Genomic DNA, 23,031 nt, shown 5'->3' on the forward strand with positions numbered 1-23,031 from the left:
CTTATTGGCGTTTACCACAGTGGCGGCAAAATAAATGGCTGTTGCGTTGATTAAGCTGCGTTTTAATTGCTTTATTGGCCTCAAGCTTACTTAAACCTAGTTTGTAGCGCAGCTCCTCTAAGTGCAAACGCTGTGAGTCACCTAAACTGCCTTGGTGAATTTGCTCATGTACGGCATCTTCAAAAAATTGCCGGCGTTTACGTATTTGCTCCGAAAAACTTGAGGCAAGCAAGCCTGTAGGAATTGCCACCATTCCCATGCTCACCAAAGTGACTACGCCACCAAATAGTTTACCAAGTGGCGTTAGCGGTACAACATCACCATACCCAACCGTAGTGAGGGTCGCCATAGCCCACCACATAGCCGCAGGAATAGAGCCAAATTTATCTGGCTGAATATCGTGCTCCAATAAATAAATACCGCAGGAGGCAAGTATTAGCAGTACCGACATAATAAAAAACGCGGCCAGTAACGAGCTCGCTTCGTCTTTAAATGCTTGTAATAACAACTGCATTGCACGTGAATAACGGGTAAGTTTAAATACTCTTAACAGCCTTAATACACGTAAAAAACGCAAATCCAGAGGAAACACAAACATTAACAAGCTGGGTAAAATGGCTATTAAATCGATAAGAGCCAAAGGTGATAAAAAATAATGCAGCCGGCGTTTTACGTTTGAACCTTTTATAGCCGCGTATTTGCTTTTATCGACACAGGCCCAAAGCCTTGCAAGGTATTCAAGACTAAAAATAGCCACCGAAATAACTTCTAAAAGTAAAAACTGCGGGTAATATACTTTGTTTATACTCGGTACTGATTCCAACACAATAGCAATAACGTTAAGCATAATTAAAGCAATCAGCGCGGTATCGAGTATATGCCCCGCTTTGCGGTAATCGCCAGTCCCTTCAAATACCTGCGCTAACGTTTGTCTTGCTGTGCTACTCATGTGTTTAGCTTTAAAAGCATATTAATACTGCCTTCTTCAAAATCGCGGCTAATTGTGAAACCTAACTTACGGGCAAGCTCAATCATGCCGGTGTTCTCAGGCAGTGTTATACCTTCAATTACTTCTACGCCTTGGCGCTTACAATGATTTATTGCAGCGCTCATAAGCAGCCTGCCAAGACCTAAGCCTTGGTAGTCAGAGCGAACCACGGTTGCAAACTCAGCATGTAAATTATCAGGGTCCATAATAACGCGTGCTACACCTAGGGTGCGGCTTTTACCTTCAAAGCGCTGGCATACAATAAAAGCCATTTCTCGGTCGTAATCTATTTGCGTCATTTTTGCGAGTTGATCGTGGTTAAACTGGGGCAGCTCACCAAAAAAGCGTTTGTAACGATCTTCTTTATTGAGTGATTGATCAAACTCTTGGTGGGCTTTTTCATCCTCTGGACGAATAGGCCTTAATGTAGCTCGCGTATTATTTTTAAGGGTTACTTCTTCTACAAGATCAATAGGGTAAGGGCGGATACATAAACGTTTACGATCGCTTTGTGCCTGATAGCGATTAACACTAATAGTGGCATCAAGCACCAAAAATTGCCCATTACTGGCTAAAATAGGATTAAGTTCCATGGCACTTATATCGGGCTGATCGACAACAAGTTGAGATATACGTGTGAGCAGGGCGCATAAGCGATATTTGTCGACTTTTTCTGGCAAAATACGATCTTTTAATACGCCTTTATCGTTTGCTGCTGCAATGAGGTATTTAGCTAAGTTCATATTAAGCGGCGGCAAAGCAACGGCTGCTTGGGCATACTCTAACCCATTACCCGCTTCACCAAGTAATATAACAGGGCCAAAATTAGGCTCAGTTTTAATGGCGATTCGCAGTTCATTAGCGCCGGCGCGCGGCGCCATTTTTTGCAATGAAAACCCTTCAATAACAGCATCTGGATAGGTGTTTTTAATTCGTATCAGCATGGCAAAGGCGGTTTGTTCAACCTCGTTTGCATCGTTTAAGTTAAGAACCACGCCCCCTACTTCTGATTTTGAGGCAATACTTGGGCTAATCAACTTTAACGCTACCGGAAAACCTAGTTCAATTGCTTGCTCACGCGCCTCTGTGGGCGTGTAGGCTACTTCTGTTTGAATACACTCAACACCATAATGACTAAGAATTTGGCTTGCTTGATGAGTGGGTAAGTAGCTTTGCTCTTCTTCTAAAAATTCGTTAATGAGCGTAGTGGCCGCTGATTTATTTATTTTTGCATCATCGGTATTTGATTCGGGTGTTTGCGTTAAATGTTTTTGGTTACGACGGTAGCTAACTAAATGCATAAATGCGCCAACCGCACCCTCAGGCGTACGATAGGTTGGAATAGTGTGGTTAGAGCAAACACGCCTCGCGGCATAAGCCGCATCTTCACCCATAAAGTTGGTCATTACATAAGGGCGTGCCATCTTTGGTATTTTTTGTAAGGTTTGCACTATCATATCGGCATAGTCTTCACTTGGTGCAAGTGCCGAAGGGGTATGAATAATAAGTAAGTTTTTAACTTCTTCGGCGCGAAGTAAAATTTCTAATGCTTGTTTGTAACGCGCCGGAGCAGAGTCGCCAAAAATATCGACAGGGTTAGATGTAGTATCTGACTGCGGAATAACTTTATTGAGTGCGGATCGCGTTTGCTCACTAAGCTGGGTAAGTTTGCCCGAATTTAAAATAAGCTCATCGACCGCCATAACCCCCGGGCCGCCGCCGTTGGTTAAAATGGTTAACTGCTCAACTTTTAGTAATTTAGGGTGGATGGCAAGTGTTTGCGTGGCTGCAAAAAGTTCGCGCAGATCACTAACACGCAGCATACCGGCGCGTTGAAAAAGCGCATCGTACACTGCATCTGAACTTTGCTTGCCACCGGTATGAATTTCAGCAGCCAGCGCGCCTGCTCCGGTTTTTCCCGTTTTAATGGCAATAACCGGCTTACTAAAGGCCGCTGCCCGTGCTGCTGATATAAACCCGCGAATATCCTCAATATTATCTATGTAGAGCAAAATCGCTTTGGTTTTAGCATCGCGGCCTAAAAAATCGAGCAGCTCGTCAAAATCGATATCTAGGCAATCACCGACCGAAACAAAATACGAAAAGCCAATTTCTTTATTTTTAGCCCAATCTAAAATAGTGGAACACACCGCTGCGGATTGCGATATAAATGCCAGTTTCCCTGGTGCCGCAACTGTGTGAGAAAAGCTGGCATTAAGGCCAATATGCGGAATGAGCAGCCCTAAACAATTAGGCCCAAGCAAAGTAACGTGATGTGCATTTGCAGCACGCTTTAAGGCTGTTTTTTGGCTCAATGAGAGCCCATCAGCAATCACAATTGCACTTTTACAGCCAAGCTCACCTAGCTGCTCGATAATGCTCAGTAAGGTATTTTTATTTGTACAAATAACGGCTAAGTCGGGCACTTTGGGCAGCGCGGCAATATCAGGGTAGGCAAGCACACCGTGTACTGCACTATGAGTAGGGGTTACGGGCATAATTGGCCCTTTAAACCCACCTTGCAATAAATTGCGCATAACCACAAACCCCGCGCGTGTGGGGGTATTTGAGGCGCCAATAACGGCTACCGAGGCCGGATTAAAAAACTGGCTGATGCGCTTTAAGCTCATGGCATATCCTTGGCTGATTATATTTTGCGTTATTTATAGTCTCAATGTACCCTGTTTGCTGTGTTATTTCGAGCGCATAGATACTTATTATTGATATCAATCAAGGAGTTTTTTGTGAATAAAACACCCGGTTTTTACACAGTTATAGCCGCAATTTGCCTAAGTATAGGCTTAATTTTATTAGGCTTTATTATTAAAAGTGCCGCAGTAGATGTAAAAAGCATGGAACGTAGTGTGCAGGTTAAAGGGTTAGCAGAGCGTGAAGTTAGCGCCGATACGGTAATTTGGCCGCTGCAATACAGTGATGCAGACAACGACTTAGAAAAACTGGTTAGTCGAGTTGAGCAAAAAAACGATGCTGTTATTGCATTTTTAAAGCTACATGGCTTTGATGATGACGAAATAAGCACGGGTAGCCAGTCGATTATTGATAAGCAAGCCCGTGAATACGCTAACGATAATCAAAAGTTTCGTTACTTGGTACGCGTTAATATTATTGTGTATTCGAACGCGCCCGACAAAGTACAAAATGCGCTGAGTAAAGTGAGTCAATTAGCTAAACAGGGCATTGCCATTGTGCAAAATAGTTACGAAACCAAAGTTGAGTATTTATTTACCGGCCTTAACGATATAAAGCCTGCAATGGTGCAAGAGGCTACAGAAAAAGCCCGTGAAGTTGCCAACAAATTTGCTAAAGATTCGAACTCAACGCTGGGTAAAATAAAATCCGCTCGCCAAGGGCAATTTAGCATTAGCAATCGCGATTCAAATACGCCACATATCAAAAAGGTGAGGGTGGTCACCAGTGTTGAATATTACTTAAGTGACTAAATTGCTCTAACTAAGTGGGCAATTTGCGCGGTTGAGCGCTGTAGGTAAGCAGCGCTAAGTAAAATGCTGGTTTCGTTTATATCAGCGCCTTTTAATATATTTGCCAGTTGCTGTTTAGCGGTTGGATTTTGTTTTTGCTCTATTTCCATAAGCGCTAATAATGCTGAAAATTCATGCTTTATTGGTGTGCTAGGTTTATCAGCATAGGCGATATAACAGGCAACAGGGGTAAGGCCGCGAGCATTTGTTTGTGCAAGGGCTTTTACTAAATTGTCGTTAGATTCAAATAGCATTAATGAGCGCACATAGTTAAACGCCAGCTTTTGAGCATTGGCGTGTTTAAATACATTGTGCAGTACATTATTTCCTTGGCTGTCTTGTGCTAAAAAGCCGTTATTTTCTTTTAATGCAGGTGTAAAAAACGTTAATGCATCAGTTGTTGTTAATTGGTTTATAAAAGGTGCTGGTGGGGTGTTGGTTGTTAAAATACGTGTTGCCACATTTTGCATAAAGTCGTATTTAATACTCATCCGCAAAGCACTTTCGTAAAGGTGGTTTAGCTGTAATGTTTGCTGAGCCGGGCTTAACTGTTTAAAGTCGTTATCGAGCTCGTCTAGCTGATGCTTAGCAATGCGCGCATTAAGTAATTGTATGCTTAAATCCATTCTTAACCCTACCTCTGAGCGTTTTTATTACTATAAAACAAAAAAGGCCGCATCAGCGACCTTTTTCTATTTATAACCAAGTATTAAGCTTTTTTACTTGCTACCCACTCGTTTACAAAGTTCTCTAATACGTTAAGTGGTACAGGGCCATTTTTAAGTATAACGTCGTGGAACTGACGAATATCAAACTTATCGCCTAGTTGCTTTTTAGCCTCTTCACGCAGCTCTAAAATTTTAAGCATACCCACTTTATAAGCTGTCGCTTGCGATGGCATTACAATGTGACGCTCAACCATTTTAACACCGTCAGATGTGGCGTTAGGCGTATTATTCACGTAGTAATCAATACCTTCTTGGCGAGTCCATTTCATTGCGTGAATACCGGTATCAACGACTAAGCGACACGCACGCCATAATTCCATCGAAAGGCGACCAAAGTCTGAGTATGGGTCTGAGTAAAGGCCCATTTCTTTAGGAATGTACTCTGAGTATAAGCCCCAACCTTCAATATAAGCGGTGTAGCCACCAAACTTACGGAACTTAGGTACACCTTCAAGCTCTTGTGAAATGGCAATTTGCATGTGGTGACCCGGAATACCCTCATGGTACGCTAATGCTTCCATTTGGTACGTTGGCATCGCTTCCATGTCGTAAAGATTTGCGTAGTAAATACCAGGGCGTGAGCCATCTGGCGCAGGTTGTTGGTAAAATGCTTTACCTGCTGCTTTTTCGCGGAATGCTTCAACGGCTTTAACTTTAAGATCAGCCTTTGGCTTAACAATAAATAACTCATCTAGACGAGTTTTCATGGTGTTGATTAGGCCAGTGGCTTCATCTAAATAACGCTGTTTACCTTGCTCGTCATTGGCATAATAAAATTGTTTATCCGTTTTCATAAACTGCATAAACGCTTTTAAATCACCTTTAAAGCCTACTTTGTCTTTAATTTCACGCATTTCATCATGAATACGTTTTACTTCAGCAAGGCCAATGGCATGAATTTCTTTAGCGGTTAAGTCAGTTGTTGTGGTGCGCTTAAGTGCGTTATTGTAAAACGCTTCGCCGTCAGGCAGTTTCCATGCGCCATCGCGGTTATCTGCACGTTTTTCTAACTGTGCTAAGTAATTAATTAACTTAGAGTAAGAAGGCTTAACGGCTGATTTTAATGCATCAGTTGCATCGCTAATTAAGGCATCTTTTTCATTTTGGCTAATTTCAAGAGCGCTTACTTTACGTTTAAAGTCGGCTAATAGTGTTGAGTCTTCACCTTTTTCAAATGGCGCACCATGAATGATGTTTTTGCTCGAATCTATAACATGTGGGAACACAAATTTAGGCGCAATAATGCCTTTATCAGCACGGGTTTCTAAATCAGTAATTAGCTGATCAAATACAGTCGGTACACCGTTTAAACGCGCAATATAATCTTTAGCTTCTTTAACATTACTAATTGAATGTTGGTTAATTAAAAACGCAGGCACCATAGAGTGCGTACCAAACATTTGGTTAACCGGGTAGTTATGGTAACGCCATTTAAAATCAGCAATCGAGCTTTCTAGGTCTTGTTTTTTTAAGTCGTAACTTACTTTAGTGGCGTCATCAAGCAGGTCGCGGTTGATAGCATTTAAAGTAACTAAGTCTTCTTTTGCTTGCGCAAGGTCTTTTAGTTTTTGCTCTTCGCTTCCGTCATCCCATTTATCGTAATCTTTTTTAATACCCATGTAAGTTTGATAAACCGGGCTGCTCATTACATCGCGGTTAAAGGTATCTTCAAAAAACGCATTCGCTTTGTCGATTTCGCTTTGCACAGGTTGCGCTTGAACTGCAGGCGCCGGGGTTGTTTGTTGTGGTGCCTGCTGGCAGCCGGCTAAAATAGCAACGCTCACGGCTGCTGCAATAAAGGTAAGTTTACGCATTGTTTTCCCTTTGTTGTTAGAAACCCATTAGGGTGTATTATATTTATTTGCTTGTATTTTATGTTTATCGCGCGTGGTTAAAACCACTACACGAACAATTCTAGCAGGTCATTTAAAAAACGATGCCCTTTGAGGCTAACTTGCCAATGGCCGTTTTCTTGTATTAACAAACCTGCATTTATTGCTTTAGTTAACGCTGCTTGTTGGCTTTGTAATGGCTGATTAGTCAGCGCACTGTAATCATCAATAGGGCAAGGCTCCACTAAGCGAAAGCGATTCATAAAAAATTCAAAGGCTAAATCGTCTTGCTCTACTTGCCAGCTTTTATACAAGTACGGCTTAAGCATATCCATGTAACCACGCGGATGCTTAATTTTTTCAGTACGGGTAATAATGCCGGTTTTTGCATCAGTCACCTTACCATGAGCGCCACAGCCAATACCGAGATAATCGCCAAAACGCCAATAATTCAAGTTATGTTGGCATTGAAAGCCTGGCTTTGCATAGCCCGATATTTCGTATTGTATGTAACCGGCTTGAGCAAGTAGTGCTTGGCCTTGCTCTTGAATATCCCATAGGGTTTCATCTTGTGGCAAAGTTGGCGGCTTGGATGCAAATTGTGTATTAGGCTCAATAGTGAGCTGATACCAGGAAATATGTGGCGGGTTTAAAGCAATTATTTTTTTTAAATCGCTCAGTGCATCGTCAAGGCTTTGCCCCGGTAAGCCATGCATTAAATCAAGGTTAAAGCTATTTAACCCGGCCTGCTTAGCTTGCTCTGCAGCGTAGTGCGCTTCATCGGCACCATGAATACGGCCAAGTGCTTTTAACTTGTCGTTTTGCATGCTTTGCACGCCAATAGAAATACGGTTAATACCCGCTTTAACGTACTCTTTAAAGCGCCCGGTTTCTACGGTACCAGGATTTGCCTCAAGGGTTATTTCGCAGTTGTCGCTTAGGCCAATTAGGTTATCGACTTCGCTTAATAAGCGGGTATATGCATCGCCAGTTAATAAGCTTGGTGTACCGCCGCCAATAAAAATACTGTGAATTTTACGCCCTTGCACCAAGTGCAAATCGGCTTTTAAGTCGTCAATTAAATGCTGAACATATTCAGCTTCAGGAATGTCGCCTTTTTGCCCATGGCTATTAAAATCGCAATAGGGGCATTTTTGCACGCACCAAGGTACGTGCACATATAAGCTCAGTGGTGGAAGGTTCACAGGCCGCCTTTGCTTTGTAGCTCTAGTAATAACTTTTTAAGTGCTTGGCCGCGATGACTCACCGCATTTTTTTGCTCTTTGGTGAGCTCGGCGCTGGTACAGTTTTGCTCTGCTACAAAAAATACCGGATCGTAACCAAAGCCGCCTTCGCCATTTTGGGTTTGTGTAATTTCGCCTTCCCAGCTTGCGCTACAAATTAGCGGGGTAGGGTCATTGGCGTGGCGCATTAATACCAGCACACACCAAAAGCGGGCTTTACGATTTGGGTTATCGGCTAATTCGTTAAGTAGTTTATCTATGTTGTCTTGATCGCTGGCGCTTTCACCGGCAAAACGAGCTGAGTACACGCCCGGCGCACCATTTAAGCCATCTACCTCTAAGCCTGAGTCATCTGCAATGGCTGGCATGCCGGTAATTTTAGCAGCATGGCGGGCTTTAATTATCGCGTTCTCTACAAAGGTGGTGCCGGTTTCGGCTACTTCGCCTACGTTAAAATCGCTTTGAGGAAGCACATTTATATTAAGCGGGCTAAGCATATTGGCCAGCTCGTTAACTTTGCCAGGGTTGCCTGTGGCAAGCACTAATGTTTTGGTCATGTTTTTAATCTACGTAAAATTTTTGCTGAAACGTGAGTTTTTGAGACTGACTACCTTGCTGGATGTTTATCTCAAAACGTAAAATCTCTTCGTTGGTGTAGTCTACTTGCGCAAGGTAATAAATTGATTCACCTTCTTTTACTTCTTTAAAAGTAAGGGCTTGCTTATTGCCCAGTAGGTTTTTTGCGGTGCCGCTGAGCTGAGCGGTTTGCGCGGTTTTATCGCTATTGTTTTTTAGTACTGAAATATTAACAATGCCTTTATAACCACTACGCTCAAGACCATATGTTTTAGCTATTTGCGGCTGAATAAAGGTAGATGGAAAAGCAATGTAATGCACTTGCCAAGGGCCCAGCTCTTTGTACTGTGCGCCTTGCATGTCTTCACTGTGGGCATTAAAAGCAAAGGCTAAAAAACTAATAAAGCAAAACTTAATTAAACGGTTCATTATGATGTCCTATATAAAAAAGAGGCCAAAGGGCCTCTTTTGCTTATAACAAAAAATTTAGGCTAAAAAGTCCATTAGCAGCATTTGTAAAAACTGAATACCAATAATTAGTACAAGCACCGATAAATCTAAGCCACCCATTGGTGGAATAATTTTACGAAGTGGCTTGAGCATTGGCTCAGTAAGCTGATGGAAAACCGCTTCTATTGGGTTATAACCTTGACTTACCCAGCTTAAAATAGCGCGAATAATCAATACCCAAAATACAAGGTTTAAGCCTTCTTTAAGTACGGTAATAAGTGCTTGTATAAGCACAGGTTGCGCAGCCCATGCACCGTATATCACCAGCATTAAAGTACTAATTTTGGCAACGGCTACAATAAATGCCAGCAATAGAGAGGCTAAATCAAGCCCACCTAGTCCAGGTATAATTTTACGTAATGGGTTAACTGCAAACGAGGTTGCTTTAACCACAAATTGGCTCATTGGGTTGTAAAAGTCGGCTTTTGCCCACTGTAGCCAAAAACGCAGTAGTACCACCATTAAAAACAAATCAAACAGGGTACTGATCAAAAATTGCATGGCATTCATAGTGTAACCTTCAATAAAAAGTAATTTTAAAGTTCTTTTTCCATTTGCATTGCACGCGCAATACACGCATCCATTGCATCGCTAACTGTTTGCACTAGGCCTTCGCCTTTTAAATGCTCAACCGCAGCATGGGTGGTGCCGCCTTTAGAAGTTACATTAGCGCGTAATTGCGAAATGCTTATCTCTGGTTGGCTCAATGCCATTTCGGCTGCACCTAGCGCAGTTTGCTGTACTAAGCGGCGCGCATCTTCATCGTTAAAACCAAGTGCTTTCGCTTTTTCTTCAATGGCTTCCATAAATAAGAAAAAGTAAGCGGGCGATGAACCTGTCACAGCAATGACATCGTTAATTTGTGACTCTTGCTCTACCCAAACAACAATACCTGTGCACTCAAATACTTGTTGTACAAAGTCGTGCTCTTCGGCTGTTTCATCTGCGCCAAATAAACCCGATACACCACGCCCTAGTAGCGATGGCGTGTTTGGCATACAACGTACCATCTTAACGTTTTGGCCAAGCATTTCGCGTAAACGCTTAACGGTTAAGCCAGCCGCTACCGAAATAAACAGTTTATCACTAAAGTCGATACCCGATTCTTGAAACGATTTACATAAATCGCCCATCATTTGTGGTTTAACAGACAATACAATGACATCAGCATCGCGTAAGGCTTCGTTATTGTCGCTGGTGGTTTTCACCTTGAAATCGTCTGCTACCTTGGCAAGCTTTTCTTGGTTGCGGTTTGTAGCAATGATGTTGTTTGCATTAAAACCGTTTTTTACCATGCCACCAATAATGGCGTAGCTCATGTTACCTGTGCCTATAAATGCGATTGTTTTATCTGACATATGTCTGTTATCACCTTTTAAGTTCGAGTTCCAAAAATATCTGTGCCGATCCTCACCATGGTTGAACCTGCGCTAATGGCGGCTTCAACATCATTGCTCATCCCCATCGACAACGTATCTATATGAGGATATTGGGCCCTTAGTTTATCAAAGCAAGTTTGTAATTGCTCAAAAGATTGACTTTGCTCACTCGGATCGTCGCTTTTAGCCGGAATAGCCATTAAACCACGCAAAGTGAGTTGCTCACATTGGTCAATAAACTCAGCTAGTTCGGGGATTTGCTCTACGCTGCAGCCCGACTTTGCCTCCTCGGCGCTTATATTTACTTGAATAAGCACATTTAAAGGCGCTAGGTTTTCTGGGCGTTGACTGTTTAAACGCTTAGCTATTTTTATTCTATCTACGCTTTGTACCCAATCAAAATGTGCAGCAACAAGGGCGCTTTTATTTGACTGAATAGGGCCAATGAAATGCCAAATGATGTCGCTAAATGTGTGTAGTTGAGCTATTTTATCTACAGCCTCTTGAACATAAGACTCACCAAATTGGCGCTGGCCATGCTCGTAGGCAGCAATAATATCGTCGCTTGGTTTTGTTTTTGATACTGCTAGCAGCGTAATAGTATCGCTACTACGCTTAGCATTTTTAGCCGCGCTGGCAATTCTAGCGTAGGCGGATGTGAGTCGTTCTGCTATTGTAACCATATATTTATCAGTTAGTTGTGGAGTCATAAATGGATATTACCGAATTATTAGCGTTTAGTGTGCAACACAAAGCATCTGATTTACACTTATCGTCAGGTGTTTCACCTATGATACGCGTAGATGGTGATGTTCGCCGCATTAATATACCTGCACTTGCAGACAAAGATGTAAACAGCCTTGTTTACGACATTATGAACGATAATCAGCGCAAGGACTACGAACAAAATCTAGAAGTGGATTTTTCGTTTGAAGTGCCTAACCTTGCACGATTTCGTGTTAACGCATTTAACTCAAACCGCGGCCCTGCAGCGGTGTTTCGTACCATCCCTAGCGATGTACTGACGCTTGAGGATTTAGGTGCGCCAGATATTTTTAAAACAATATCAGATAACCCGCGTGGTTTAGTATTGGTTACCGGCCCTACTGGTTCGGGTAAATCAACAACGCTTGCGGCTATGGTCGATTATATAAATCAAACAAAACATCACCATATCCTCACCATTGAAGATCCTATCGAATTTGTACACGATAATAAACTCAGTCTTATTAACCAACGTGAAGTACACCGAGATACGCATAGCTTCTCTAATGCACTGCGCAGCGCGCTGCGTGAAGACCCGGATGTAATACTCGTTGGTGAGTTACGTGACTTAGAAACCATTCGCCTTGCGATGACCGCCGCAGAAACCGGCCACTTAGTGTTTGGTACGCTACATACCACCTCGGCACCAAAAACGATTGACCGTATTATTGATGTATTCCCAGGTGAAGAAAAAGATATGGTGCGCTCAATGCTTTCTGAGTCACTGCGTGCCGTTATTTCGCAAACACTGCTTAAAAAAATTGGCGGTGGACGCGTGGCCGCGCACGAAATTATGATTGGTGTACCGGCGATTCGTAACTTAATTCGTGAAGATAAAATTGCACAAATGTATTCATCTATTCAAACGGGTGCATCACACGGTATGCAAACCATGGATCAATGTTTAAATAATTTAGTTAATCACGGCATTGTGACAACCGCAGCCGCAAAAGAAAAAGCCCAAGATAAAACCCAGTTTGGTGGCTAAGGACATATTATGAATTTATCTTTAAATCACTTTTTACACATAATGATTGATAAAAAAGGCTCGGATTTATTTGTCTCTAGCCAATTACCAGTCAGTGCAAAAATTAATGGTGAGCTTATCGCTCTTAGCGACGATAAGTTAAGTGATGAGCAATCGCTTGCGCTTGTAGAGTCAGCGATGAGCGATAAACAAAAAAACGAGTTTCATACCACTAAAGAGTGTAACTTTGCGATAGCCACAGACGAAGGGCGTTTTCGTATATCGGCTTTTTGGCAGCGCGATAGAGCGGGTATGGTTATTCGCCGCATTGTAACGCAAATACCTGATATAAGTGATTTAGGGCTGCCCTCTACCCTTACCGATGTGATTATGTCAAAACGCGGGTTAGTGCTGTTTGTTGGTGGTACTGGCACGGGTAAATCAACTTCACTGGCTGCCTTAATTGGCTACAGAAATCGTCATCAGCGTGGCCATATACTCACCATTGAAGATCCGATTGAGTTTGTACACGAGCACCGTAAAAGTATTATTACTCAGCGCGAAGTAGGGCTTGATACCGACAGCTTTGAATCGGCACTTAAAAGCTCTTTACGCCAAGCTCCCGATGTTATTTTAATTGGTGAAATACGCTCGCAAGAAACCATGGAATACGCACTGAGCTTTGCCGAAACGGGTCACTTATGTGTGGCTACATTGCATGCTAATAATGCCAACCAAGCCATTGACCGTATTATGCACTTAGTGCCTAAAGAAAAACACGACAAGCTTAAGTATGACTTAGCGCTAAATTTACGCGCCATTGTTGCACAGCAACTTATTCCCACTTCTGATGGGGAAGGGCGTGTAGCCGCGATTGAAATATTATTAAACTCACCCATGGTGGCAGAGCTAATTAAAAATGGGGATATTGGTGGCATAAAAGAGGCCATGTCTAAATCTAAAGAAATGGGTATGCAAACCTTTGACCAAGCCTTATTTGAGCTATACAAACAGCAACGTATTAATTACGCCGATGCACTGCATCATGCTGATTCGCCAAACGATTTACGCTTAATGATTAAGCTGCGCAATAACGAGCAACAAGGTGCAGGATTTTTACAAGGTGTAACCATAGATGGACTAGATGATAAAAACAGCAATTAACACTGTATTTTATCCATAAAAAAAGCGCCGCTGGGCGCTTTTTTTATGGATAAAATTACTTATAACGTTTTATACCACTGCGGTGTTTTTCGACCTTTAAAATAGATTACGTAATTAAAGGAGTCGGCATTATTTATTCACCATAACTGGCTTCAAAAAAACTCTCTAAAATAATCACTGCCGACATATTATCGACATTTCCTTTCCCTAAATTTTTATAACCACCGTGCTCAAATAAACGCGCTTTTGCATCGGCGGTTGTGAGTCGCTCATCTTGTGTTTGCACCGGTATGCCGTAATGATTGTGCAAGCGGTTAGCAAACTTTTTAGCCTTAAAGGTTACCTCTTGCGAAGTACCATCCATATTAAGGGGTAACCCGACGACCATTAAGTCGGGTTGCCACTCTTTAACTTGAACCGCAATATGATCCCAATTAGGAATACCATCTTGGGCTTTTACCGCTTTTAGGCTAGACGCACTGCCTGTCAGTTCTTGTCCTATGGCAATACCAATGCTTTTGGTGCCAAAGTCAAAGCCCATTACGGTGCGCTGGCCTTGCGGCTTAAGGTTTTTTTTCGTCATTATCGTTCTTTAAGCGTGTCCAGCTTCGCTGCAAAGTTGGCTAACATCAAAGCCTAGCATTGAAACTGCTTTTTCCCAGCGTTTTTCTACCGGCGTATCAAAAATGATCTTCGGATCGGCTTTAATGATCAACCAACTGTTATCTAAAAGCTCTTTCTCAAGTTGTCCTTGCTCCCAGCCCGAATAACCAAGCGTAATAATAAATTGCTCAGGTGCGTGGGCGGTGGTTAGGTTGGCAAGTACGTCTTTTGATGTGGTGATCATTATATCACTGCTAAGCTTTTGGCTTGCAGAGTAACCTGGCTGAGGTGAATGAAGTACAAAACCTCGGTCGGTTTTAACCGGACCACCTGCAAACACAGAGACTTGCGCGGCTTGTTGGGTTTTGTCGTTGTCTATTTCTATTTTATCTAAAAGCTCACCAACGGTCACATCAATAGGCTGGTTGATCACCAATCCCATAGCCCCATCTTCATTGTGCTCACAAATATAGGTAACGGCACGTTTAAAAAAAGGGTCTTGCATCGACGGCATAGCGATTAAAAAATGATTTTCTAATGATTGCATAGATTTCACCCTTTTAGTTTATGAATACTTATTGAACTTTGAGTATGGCATAGATATATACGTAGCGTATAAAAAGTCCATTAATTGTATGAAATACTTAAATTAATGGACTTTTAAATGGTGTTTATTTAGCGAGCTTACGCTCAATTGCGTCAAACAAAATACCGGTAATAGATATATCGTAAGCGGCTTCAATTTCACGTACGCAGGTTGGTGCTGTTACGTTAATTTCGGTGAGCTTGTCGCCAATAATATCTAACCCTACAAACACTAACCCTTTTTCTTTAAGCGTAGGGGCAACTGCTTGAGCTATTTTAAGGTCTGACTCGCTAAGGGGGCGGGCTTCACCACGGCCACCTGCAGCTAAGTTACCGCGGGTTTCACCATTTTGTGGAATACGCGCTAAACAATACGGAATAACTTCACCATCAACAACCAATACGCGTTTATCACCTTGTTTGATCTCTGGAATGTAATTTTGCACCATGGCAAAGCGACTACCATGCTCAGTTAAGGTTTCGCAAATAACGCCAATGTTTGCATCATCTTCTTTAATACGAAAAATAGATGCGCCGCCCATGCCATCAAGTGGTTTTAAAATAATGTCTTTATGCTCAGCTAAAAACGCGCGTATTTGAGCTTGGCTGCGTGTTACTAGCGTATCTGGCGTATGTTCGCTAAACCACGCTGTAAATAGCTTTTCGTTAGCATCGCGCAGGCTTTGTGGTTTATTAATAATTAATGTACCTTCTTGCTCTGCACGCTCTAAGATATAAGTTGCGTAGATGTACTCCGTATCGAACGGCGGATCTTTTCGCATTAAAATAACGTCTAGGTCGGCAAGCGCGATTGTGGCTTTTTCTTCAAGTTCGTACCACTTTTCGGTGTTGTTAAATACCTGCGCTTTTGCTGCGGTTGCATACGATTTACCTTGGCGAAGCGATAAGTCATCCATCTCCATGTAGTAAATTTCGTAGCCACGTTTTTGCGCTTGCATCATCATTGCAAAACCGGTGTCTTTTTTGATGTTAAATCCACTAATAGGATCAGAAATAATACCTAACTTTATCGCCATGCGCTGTGCCTTAATCTAATTATAATGACTACTAGAGTGCTAATAGTTTTAATATGAGGGTGCCATTGAGCTATTTCAATTAGCTAAATCGCCAAATTGTAATTGTAATGCGCTTAAGACCGTTAAAGCGGCCGTTTCTGTTCGTAAAACGCGCGGCCCTAAGCGAATATCAACAAAGTGCTGATCTTTAGTTTGCAGCATTTCTTCATCAGTAAAGCCGCCTTCAGGGCCTACTAAAAAGCGTACACCGGCGCTTGGAACGGTTATTGTTTTAATGCTGTGCTCGGCACGAGGGTGCAAAGTGAGCTTAATGGCGTCTGTTTGTTGTTCAAGCCATTGCTTTAAATCAACCGGTGTGTGAACAACTGGCACAAAGTTACGCCCCGATTGTTCGGCGGCTGAAATTGCAATTTTTTGCCATTGTTGGTGTTTTTTTTCTAACCGGTCGCCACTGAGTTTAACGCCACAGCGCTGACTAAAAATAGGGGTGATTTCGCTAATGCCAAGTTCAACAGATTTTTGGATGGTAAAGTCCATTTTGTCGCCACGTGATACGCATTGCCCTAAATGAATTTTAAGCGGCGACTCGACATCATGCTCATCAAAACGTTGTGGCATAACAACAACTGATTTTTTAGTTACCTCAATAATTTCACTGAAGTATTCACCGCCTTCGCCATTAAAAATAGACACATGTTCGCCTACTTTCATGCGCAATACGCGGCCAATATGGCCCGCTGCATCGTCGTTTAAAGAAACCGGGGTGTTTAAGGCAATACTCGATGCCTGATAAATATGAGGTACTCGCATGGGGGTCACTTATTTTATAGCGTAAAGGTGTATAGCGCTATGGTAAGTAAGCAGGGCGTTGTACGCAATTATTTATTTTTGTTTAAGTGCCTTGGCAAGTGCGATTAAATCTTTAGGTGTTTCGGCAATATCGGTATCGCACGATAAGTGATTTTTAAAGCCTTCGTCAGTAATACGATTAAATATATAGCCGTTGTCGTCAAAGCTAACTACGTAGCGTTTTTCATGCAGGGAGTTATATATAAAACGTTGTTTGTCGTCGGCAAGTAGATAGTCGGTGTTATTAAATAATACGCCCTGAATATCGTGGTGCTCGTGCAGGTAAGTGGCCAGTTCAGATACGCTAATTTCGTTTTCTAGGTCGCAATAGCAATAGTCTTTAATGAGTTCGTCAAACATCATTTTTACTAGCTTACGGGTGTTACTGCCTGCAACTATTAAGGTGCTGGGTGTATTGGGTGCCGCGTGCTTAAAATAATACTCGGCAAATGTACGACTAAATTCGTTATCTATATCAATTAACAAATAGTTAGTTACTTCAAATGACATAGGGCCCCGTTGCTTTATGCAAATGTGTTATGCCAGTTAACTAAATACGGGGCGCTTGGCGACTTATTTAATAGCGTGGCGTTAAAGTGAAAACATGCTAATAAGTAAATAGCCTATAGCACAAAAAACAGCAAACTCAATGCATGCTATGCCTATATTGTCCTGATGGTCGACCTCTAAGGCGGCATCAATATTGGGTAATGAAATGGCTTTTATTACAAAACTTAAACAATATAGTAACACCCACATTACACCGCAATGCATTACCAGTGTAAATATATTTTCGACCATTTTTCCATTTTGAAAAGCCGCACTAGATAATCCTGCATACACGGCTAGGGCTAAACCTATTGATTTTCCTGCGTATCTAATGCCAATAGAGGTGTTTTCAAGGTTAAAGTTACTTTGCAGTGAGGCACCTTGGTTTGCTTTAGCGAAGCGGTATTCACGGATTTTACTATCTAGTGCAAACATCCCTTGTAGCGTAAAAAAGCTAACAAAAGCAATAAGTAAGTTACTAAACCCTTGTGCGTGAGTCCAGGTATACAAGCCAAGTGCAATAATACAGTTGGCTAATAACATACCAGAATCAACCAATGCAGCGCATACATTTTGCTTTAATATAGCAGCTTCTTCATTAAATCTATGTAATATCCACTTTCTATGAATTAAATGTCCGGCTTTTATAAATGTAAATAATAGAACAATTAAAATAACCACTTTTAATGGATTATGTTGTGCCGTACTCATACTTATTTCATCAAATAAAAACGCCATAGTGGCAATAACCACGGTAATTTCTGAGGCGAAACTAATCCCCATTGCAAAATTATCATGCTGCGCTAGTTCATCTTTAAGTGCCTGTTTTGCTTTTATTTGAGCGACAATTCTAAGACTAAAAATAGTAATGCATATAACCGCAAAACTAATGGCAATCGCAACTAAACTAGTGTTAGATAATGATAAATATGACATGCTGATCCTAAGTAGAGATAACCTTTCTTGGTTTTAGTTATTCTAGTATGGTTAGCGCATATATAAAAGAGAGGATTGATGAGTAACAAAATGCAACTTCCTATTCAATTACAAAAACTTGGCTCAACACGCTTTGCACAGCTGTATCCGCAGCAACCTATACAAGAAGAAGTTGTAAAATTATGTGCTTTGAGCGACTTTGCTTTTCGCAGTTTAGAGTCGCAACCTCAATTAAAAGACTGGTTAATAAACCCCGATGAGCAATTTAGCCGAGATGTTCCCGCGCCATTCGACGGCCTTGACTTACAGCAGGTAGATGAAAACCAGTGCAATAGGATTTTAAGACAGTATCGAGAAAAATACTGGTTAAAAGTAGCGTACCTCGATTTGTGTTGCGATAACCCAATCAGTGACAGCATAAAATACATAAGCCTATTAGCTGATATGCTTATTAATAGCGCAAATAGATGGGCCCATGCGCAAACGGCAAAAACAGCAGGGGAGCCATTAGATGAGCAAGGTAACTCTTTGCCTTTAATGGTTTTAGGCATGGGTAAATTGGGCGGCCACGAGCTTAATTATTCATCAGATATAGATTTGATTTTTGCCTACCCGCGCAATGTACCGACCCAAGGTGGGCGTAAACGTATTGAAGCCCAAGTGTTTTACACCAAAGTAGCGCAAAAACTGATTAATGCACTTAATCAAGTAACCGGTGATGGCCAAGTATTTAGGGTTGATATGCGCTTGCGCCCATTTGGTGAAAGTGGGCCTTTAGTGATGAGCTTTCACGCCATAGAAGATTACTACCAGGAGCAAGGGCGCGATTGGGAGCGTTACGCCATGTTAAAAGGGCGGCTAATTGGCACACCCAATCAATATTGGGATGAATTTATTCAACTTTTAAAGCCCTTTGTTTATCGTCGATATATTGATTTTTCGGTGATCGAATCGCTGAGAAAAATGAAGCTTATGATAGCCCAAGAGGTTCGCCGAAAACGCCTGACCAACAATATAAAACTAGGTGCTGGTGGCATTCGCGAGGTTGAATTTATTGTACAAGCTTTACAAATGGTCCGTGGTGGGCGAGAAGCTAACTTACAAACCCAATCGTTACTGTATGCCTTAGAGCAGTTAACGTTAAACCAAGCGATGGATGAGCAAGAAGCGAATGAGCTAAAGCGCAACTACTTACACTTGCGTAAAGTAGAGCAATACTTGCAAATGTTTGACGATCAACAAACACAAACCCTGCCCGATGATGAGCTTAATCAAGAGCGCTTAAATTACTTACTCGAGTCTGAAAGTTTTAACCATACCATGAGCGATATTGAGCAGGTTATGGCCAAAATTCACGATGAATTTTTATTGGTGATAGGGGAGGAAACCGTTCCCCTTGATACCTGCGAAGGTGCGTTTATAAGTGCTTGGGATCATGGTGATGTTAGCTTTTTAAACGATATAAAAGAGCAATGGCAAGTGCCACTTCATGATTTTAAACAACGTTTGAGTAAGGTAAATATAGGGAATCGTGGGCGAGATATTCTCGACAAACTAATGCCTTTATTGCTCAAACAGCTTAGTGACTTTAATGCCAGCGGTGAAACATTTACCTTGGTATGCCAAATTTTAAATAAAATTGTATCGCGTACTGCTTACCTTGAATTGCTTTACGAAAACCAAGGTGCGCTAAAGCAGCTTGTTTTATTATGTTGCCATAGTAAATGGATAGGGGAGCATATTTCCCGTTATCCTATTTTGCTTGATGAGCTAATAGACCCTGCTGCGCTTTACAAACCTACGCCGTTGAGCGCCTATAAAGATGAAATACGGCAATATTTTTTGCGTATAGAACACGACGACCTAGAGCTACAAATGGAAGCGCTTAGGCAGTTTAAGCAAACACATCAATTACGTATTGCGGCTGCCGATGCAACCGGTGTGATTGATGTTATGAAAGTAAGCGATCACTTAACGGCTCTTGCCGAGGCTGTGGTAGACCAAGCCGTTAATATAGCGTGGTATAACACGGTTAAGCGCTTTGGCATGCCACCAAATACAGATGATGAACACAAAGGCTTTGCCGTTATTGCGTACGGTAAAACGGGCGGCTTTGAAGTAGGCTACGACTCCGACTTAGACCTTGTGTTTGTGCATAATCACGACGGTAATAGCAGCACCAATGGCGATAAATCGATTACCTCACGACAGTTTTATTTAAAACTTGCACAGCGCTTAATGCATTTATTTAATACCCGTACCGCCTCGGGCATATTGTATGAGCTTGATACACGCCTGCGCCCTGAAGGCGCCTCTGGTTTATTGGCTATTAACTTAGAGAGCTTTAATCATTATCAGCAAACCCAAGCATGGACTTGGGAGCACCAAGCGCTTGTGCGCGCCCGCGTTATATTAGGCCAAGATGAGCTAAGAGCGCGCTTTGCACAAATTCGTAAAGAGATATTATGTGCCCCACGCGATGTAGATACACTTAAGCAGGATGTGCTTAAAATGCGCGAAAAAATGCGCACGCACTTAGCTAAGGGAAACTCTGAGCAATTTGATTTAAAACAAGATGTAGGCGCCATGACCGACATTGAATTTATAACTCAATACCTAGTGCTCAAAAACGCGAATCAGTTTAGCCAGCTAACGGTGTTTTCCGATAATGTAAGAATACTTACAGACGCTGCTGCGATTGGTTGTATCACTAAAACCCAAAAGCAGCAGTTAATCCAGGCGTATATTGATTATCGCTCACGTTATCACGTTTTAAGCCTAAATCAGCAAGGTCGCTTGGTGTCGCGTAAGGAGTATCAAACCGATATAGAAAGTGTAACGGCATGCTGGAATGCAATATTTGAACTAGGGCGTGTTGATCTTTGCGGATTGAAATTTGTTCAATCTAGGGACGATTAAATCGCGGCGCGAGGTTTGTAACCTAGTGGGCTAAGTAAAAACCGAGCAACAAAGAGTTTATCGCCCCTAGGCAGAACCCGAAGGGCAGCGCATGTTTGGCATTTATGCTGCGTTATCGCCTATTTATGTGGAATAACCACACTTCATAGGCTCTGTCTTGCCTAAAAACCAAACATGCTGCTGCAAATTTAACCATCAAAGTTCAACACGCCCTCGAAACATAAACACTAAAAACCCAAGCACAGGCTTGGGTTTTTATTATGTATGGGTTTGGTTTATTTACGCTGCTAAGTATTAAGCTTTAAACAATTGCTGCGCACAAATTCAGAAGGTAATTCAGTGATCACCGCTGCGCGCTGTTTGTGGCAAAGGTAGGTATACACTTCGTATTCAAAGTCATCATTAATTGCGCGGCCAACTTGATAAAGCGCTGAGGTAAAACTGCTATCAACCCTAAAATGATCTTTTACAACGTAGTCTTTACTCAAATACCAATATAATTGAATACCTTCGCTTTTAGCGTATTGGTTAAGTACGTCTTTTAACGTTGAGCCGTTTTCAAAGCGTCTTGGTGCACTTGTTCCTGTCCAGCTAGCAGGCATAGGGTCAACGGCTCTGCCGCGCTCTGCTAAAACACGATCAAGTGTTTGCTCGGGCTTTTTAAGTTGTAGTACAAACTTATCGCGCTCCCTATCGGATTTAACTTGGTTACGGATAGACGAATAAAAGCGTGAAAGCCCCTCGGCGGCTGCGTTTTTACTCTCTTTTATGTCAAACAATGGACCCGTACCAACTAACACATAGGTAGCTAGTAAGATTAATGCAACTGCTAGTATTAAATGCTTAACCCAAAACCACATAACTCATGCTCATTTATTATCATTATTTATTTATACCACTACTTTTTATAAAAAGAAGGGGTATTTTTATCAGGGCGTGTTTTAAAACGGCGGTGCAGCCACATGTATTGCTCAGGCGCAGCGTTAATTGATTGCTCAACGCGCTGATTTACACGTGTTACATCTGCTTTATCATCGCCGCTTGGGAAATTTTCAAGCTCAGGTACTATTTCTAAATGGTACTTACCGTGCTCATCACGACGACTAATTAGGCTCATGGTTTCGCAGTGTTTACTTGCTGCAAACAGTAATGTACCTGTGGTGGTGGCTGTATCTGGCACTGCGTAAAAAGGCACAAATTCACAGCGGTTACGGCCGTAGTCTTGGTCGGGTAGGTAATAACACACCTTTTTATTTTTTAGTGACTTTAACAAGCCTTTTACGTCTTTTCGTCCAATTAAATACTCGTTAGAACGAAGGCGGCCATTGGTTGTAAAGTATTCCATGAGTGCATTGTTATGTGGGCGGTAAAACCCCAGCCCTTGGCATTTGGTGCCCATAACACGACTCGCCATTTCTAAATGCAAAATATGCGGCACCAATAGCAATACGCCTTTACCTTGAGCCTGCACGCGCTCAAAGTGCTCTAATCCTTTGATAGAGCCATACGCTTTTTTAACGCGCCACTGCGGCCACCACCAGGCCATGCCAGTTTCAACCATGGCAATTCCGGTGTTTTCCATGTTTTTTAGCACAAGCTGATGTTGCTCGGCTTCGCTCATATCAGGAAAACACAGCTTTATATTAACCTCGGCAATATGGCGACGACGTTTCATAAATTTATGTACTAAGCGCCCCAATAACTTACCTAAGCTAAGCTGAATTTTTTGTGGCAACCACGAAATCAAATACAAAAAGAAAACGCCAATCCACGTTAGCCAATAACGAGGGCCTAAAAACGAGGCTTTAAAAGGAGATGAGGTGACCACAAAATACTCTCTAAAATAAAAACGCTAGTTTAACGCTTAGTGTTATAAAATACAAAAAGCCAGCAATGGCTG

At 42.0% G+C, this 23,031-nt stretch carries 22 protein-coding genes; 4 read left to right on the top strand and 18 right to left on the bottom strand.

What is annotated here, in order from left to right; translation table 11 throughout:
- Position 1 precedes the first annotated feature (1 nt).
- A complete protein-coding gene (locus CWC04_RS15640; protein ID WP_138685858.1) occupies positions 2–949 on the bottom strand; it encodes an ion transporter in 948 nt (315 codons plus the stop codon).
- Positions 946–3,618, bottom strand: a complete 2,673-nt coding sequence (locus tag CWC04_RS15645; protein WP_126005906.1) for a bifunctional acetate--CoA ligase family protein/GNAT family N-acetyltransferase — start codon at positions 3,616–3,618, stop codon at positions 946–948. Before CWC04_RS15645 ends, CWC04_RS15640 begins: the two co-directional genes overlap by 4 nt.
- A 114-nt stretch (positions 3,619–3,732) precedes the next feature.
- Between CWC04_RS15645 and CWC04_RS15650 the strand changes: the two genes are divergently transcribed.
- Positions 3,733–4,449, top strand: coding sequence for an SIMPL domain-containing protein (locus tag CWC04_RS15650; RefSeq protein ID WP_126005908.1), 717 nt, complete (start codon positions 3,733–3,735; stop codon positions 4,447–4,449).
- Here the strand turns inward: CWC04_RS15650 and CWC04_RS15655 are convergent.
- From CWC04_RS15655 to CWC04_RS15690, 8 genes are all read right to left on the bottom strand, one after another.
- Entirely contained in the window at positions 4,446–5,114 is a 669-nt protein-coding gene (locus CWC04_RS15655) for a hypothetical protein (RefSeq protein ID WP_004586832.1), read from the bottom strand. The genes CWC04_RS15650 and CWC04_RS15655 overlap by 4 nt on opposite strands.
- 83 nt (positions 5,115–5,197) lie before the next feature.
- Positions 5,198–7,030, bottom strand: a complete 1,833-nt coding sequence (locus CWC04_RS15660) for a DUF885 domain-containing protein (RefSeq protein WP_138685859.1) — start codon at positions 7,028–7,030, stop codon at positions 5,198–5,200.
- A gap of 86 nt (positions 7,031–7,116) precedes the next feature.
- Positions 7,117–8,253, bottom strand: coding sequence for a radical SAM family heme chaperone HemW (gene hemW / locus CWC04_RS15665; protein ID WP_055254894.1), 1,137 nt, complete (start codon positions 8,251–8,253; stop codon positions 7,117–7,119).
- Positions 8,250–8,849 (bottom strand): XTP/dITP diphosphatase, encoded by a 600-nt coding sequence (locus tag CWC04_RS15670; RefSeq protein ID WP_138685860.1) that lies wholly within the window; start codon positions 8,847–8,849, stop codon positions 8,250–8,252. Before CWC04_RS15670 ends, hemW begins: the two co-directional genes overlap by 4 nt.
- A gap of 4 nt (positions 8,850–8,853) precedes the next feature.
- Positions 8,854–9,297, bottom strand: coding sequence for a DUF4426 domain-containing protein (locus CWC04_RS15675; protein ID WP_004586836.1), 444 nt, complete (start codon positions 9,295–9,297; stop codon positions 8,854–8,856).
- A gap of 57 nt (positions 9,298–9,354) precedes the next feature.
- On the bottom strand, positions 9,355–9,888 hold the full coding sequence (locus tag CWC04_RS15680) for a YggT family protein (protein WP_126005920.1): 534 nt from the start codon (positions 9,886–9,888) through the stop codon (positions 9,355–9,357).
- A 26-nt stretch (positions 9,889–9,914) separates the two neighbouring features.
- On the bottom strand, positions 9,915–10,736 hold the full coding sequence (gene proC / locus CWC04_RS15685; RefSeq protein ID WP_004586838.1) for a pyrroline-5-carboxylate reductase: 822 nt from the start codon (positions 10,734–10,736) through the stop codon (positions 9,915–9,917).
- A gap of 17 nt (positions 10,737–10,753) precedes the next feature.
- Positions 10,754–11,467 (bottom strand): YggS family pyridoxal phosphate-dependent enzyme, encoded by a 714-nt coding sequence (locus tag CWC04_RS15690; RefSeq protein ID WP_138685861.1) that lies wholly within the window; start codon positions 11,465–11,467, stop codon positions 10,754–10,756.
- A 2-nt stretch (positions 11,468–11,469) separates the two neighbouring features.
- On the opposite strand from CWC04_RS15690, the gene CWC04_RS15695 reads away from it, so the two are divergent.
- Positions 11,470–12,510 carry a type IV pilus twitching motility protein PilT gene (locus CWC04_RS15695; protein WP_004586840.1) on the top strand — a complete coding sequence of 347 codons (1,041 nt, stop codon included), beginning with the start codon at positions 11,470–11,472 and terminating at the stop codon, positions 12,508–12,510.
- 9 nt (positions 12,511–12,519) lie between these two features.
- A complete protein-coding gene (locus CWC04_RS15700; protein WP_029772387.1) occupies positions 12,520–13,653 on the top strand; it encodes a PilT/PilU family type 4a pilus ATPase in 1,134 nt (377 codons plus the stop codon).
- Positions 13,654–13,786: 133 nt separating this feature from the next.
- Here the strand turns inward: CWC04_RS15700 and ruvX are convergent, their stop codons facing one another.
- The 6 genes from ruvX to CWC04_RS15730 form a co-directional block, all read right to left on the bottom strand.
- Positions 13,787–14,236, bottom strand: a complete 450-nt coding sequence (gene ruvX / locus CWC04_RS15705; RefSeq protein ID WP_004586842.1) for a Holliday junction resolvase RuvX — start codon at positions 14,234–14,236, stop codon at positions 13,787–13,789.
- Positions 14,237–14,245: 9 nt separating this feature from the next.
- Positions 14,246–14,803 carry a YqgE/AlgH family protein gene (locus CWC04_RS15710; RefSeq protein WP_004586843.1) on the bottom strand — a complete coding sequence of 186 codons (558 nt, stop codon included), beginning with the start codon at positions 14,801–14,803 and terminating at the stop codon, positions 14,246–14,248.
- A gap of 124 nt (positions 14,804–14,927) precedes the next feature.
- A complete protein-coding gene (gshB, locus tag CWC04_RS15715) occupies positions 14,928–15,878 on the bottom strand; it encodes a glutathione synthase (protein ID WP_126005926.1) in 951 nt (316 codons plus the stop codon).
- 75 nt (positions 15,879–15,953) lie between these two features.
- Positions 15,954–16,688, bottom strand: coding sequence for a 16S rRNA (uracil(1498)-N(3))-methyltransferase (gene rsmE, locus CWC04_RS15720; protein ID WP_024031543.1), 735 nt, complete (start codon positions 16,686–16,688; stop codon positions 15,954–15,956).
- Between the two features lie 72 nt (positions 16,689–16,760).
- Positions 16,761–17,237 carry a hypothetical protein gene (locus CWC04_RS15725; RefSeq protein ID WP_138685862.1) on the bottom strand — a complete coding sequence of 159 codons (477 nt, stop codon included), beginning with the start codon at positions 17,235–17,237 and terminating at the stop codon, positions 16,761–16,763.
- Positions 17,238–17,318: 81 nt separating this feature from the next.
- Positions 17,319–18,212 carry a DUF350 domain-containing protein gene (locus tag CWC04_RS15730; RefSeq protein WP_024031545.1) on the bottom strand — a complete coding sequence of 298 codons (894 nt, stop codon included), beginning with the start codon at positions 18,210–18,212 and terminating at the stop codon, positions 17,319–17,321.
- A gap of 78 nt (positions 18,213–18,290) precedes the next feature.
- Here CWC04_RS15730 and glnE point away from each other — a divergent pair, with 78 nt between their 5' ends.
- A complete protein-coding gene (glnE, locus tag CWC04_RS15735; protein ID WP_138685863.1) occupies positions 18,291–21,131 on the top strand; it encodes a bifunctional [glutamate--ammonia ligase]-adenylyl-L-tyrosine phosphorylase/[glutamate--ammonia-ligase] adenylyltransferase in 2,841 nt (946 codons plus the stop codon).
- A gap of 287 nt (positions 21,132–21,418) precedes the next feature.
- Here glnE and CWC04_RS15740 read toward each other — a convergent pair whose 3' ends face one another.
- Together CWC04_RS15740 and lpxL are read right to left on the bottom strand one after the other, a co-directional pair.
- Positions 21,419–21,991, bottom strand: coding sequence for a toxin co-regulated pilus biosynthesis Q family protein (locus CWC04_RS15740; RefSeq protein WP_024031547.1), 573 nt, complete (start codon positions 21,989–21,991; stop codon positions 21,419–21,421).
- A gap of 38 nt (positions 21,992–22,029) precedes the next feature.
- Positions 22,030–22,959: an LpxL/LpxP family Kdo(2)-lipid IV(A) lauroyl/palmitoleoyl acyltransferase gene (gene lpxL, locus CWC04_RS15745; protein ID WP_138685864.1), complete on the bottom strand. Its 930-nt coding sequence runs from the start codon at positions 22,957–22,959 to the stop codon at positions 22,030–22,032.
- Between the last annotated feature and the right edge of the window lie 72 nt (positions 22,960–23,031).

It is taken from the genome of Pseudoalteromonas sp. S2893 (genome assembly GCF_005887105.1).
GTDB classification, from domain to species: Bacteria; Pseudomonadota; Gammaproteobacteria; order Enterobacterales; family Alteromonadaceae; genus Pseudoalteromonas; species Pseudoalteromonas atlantica.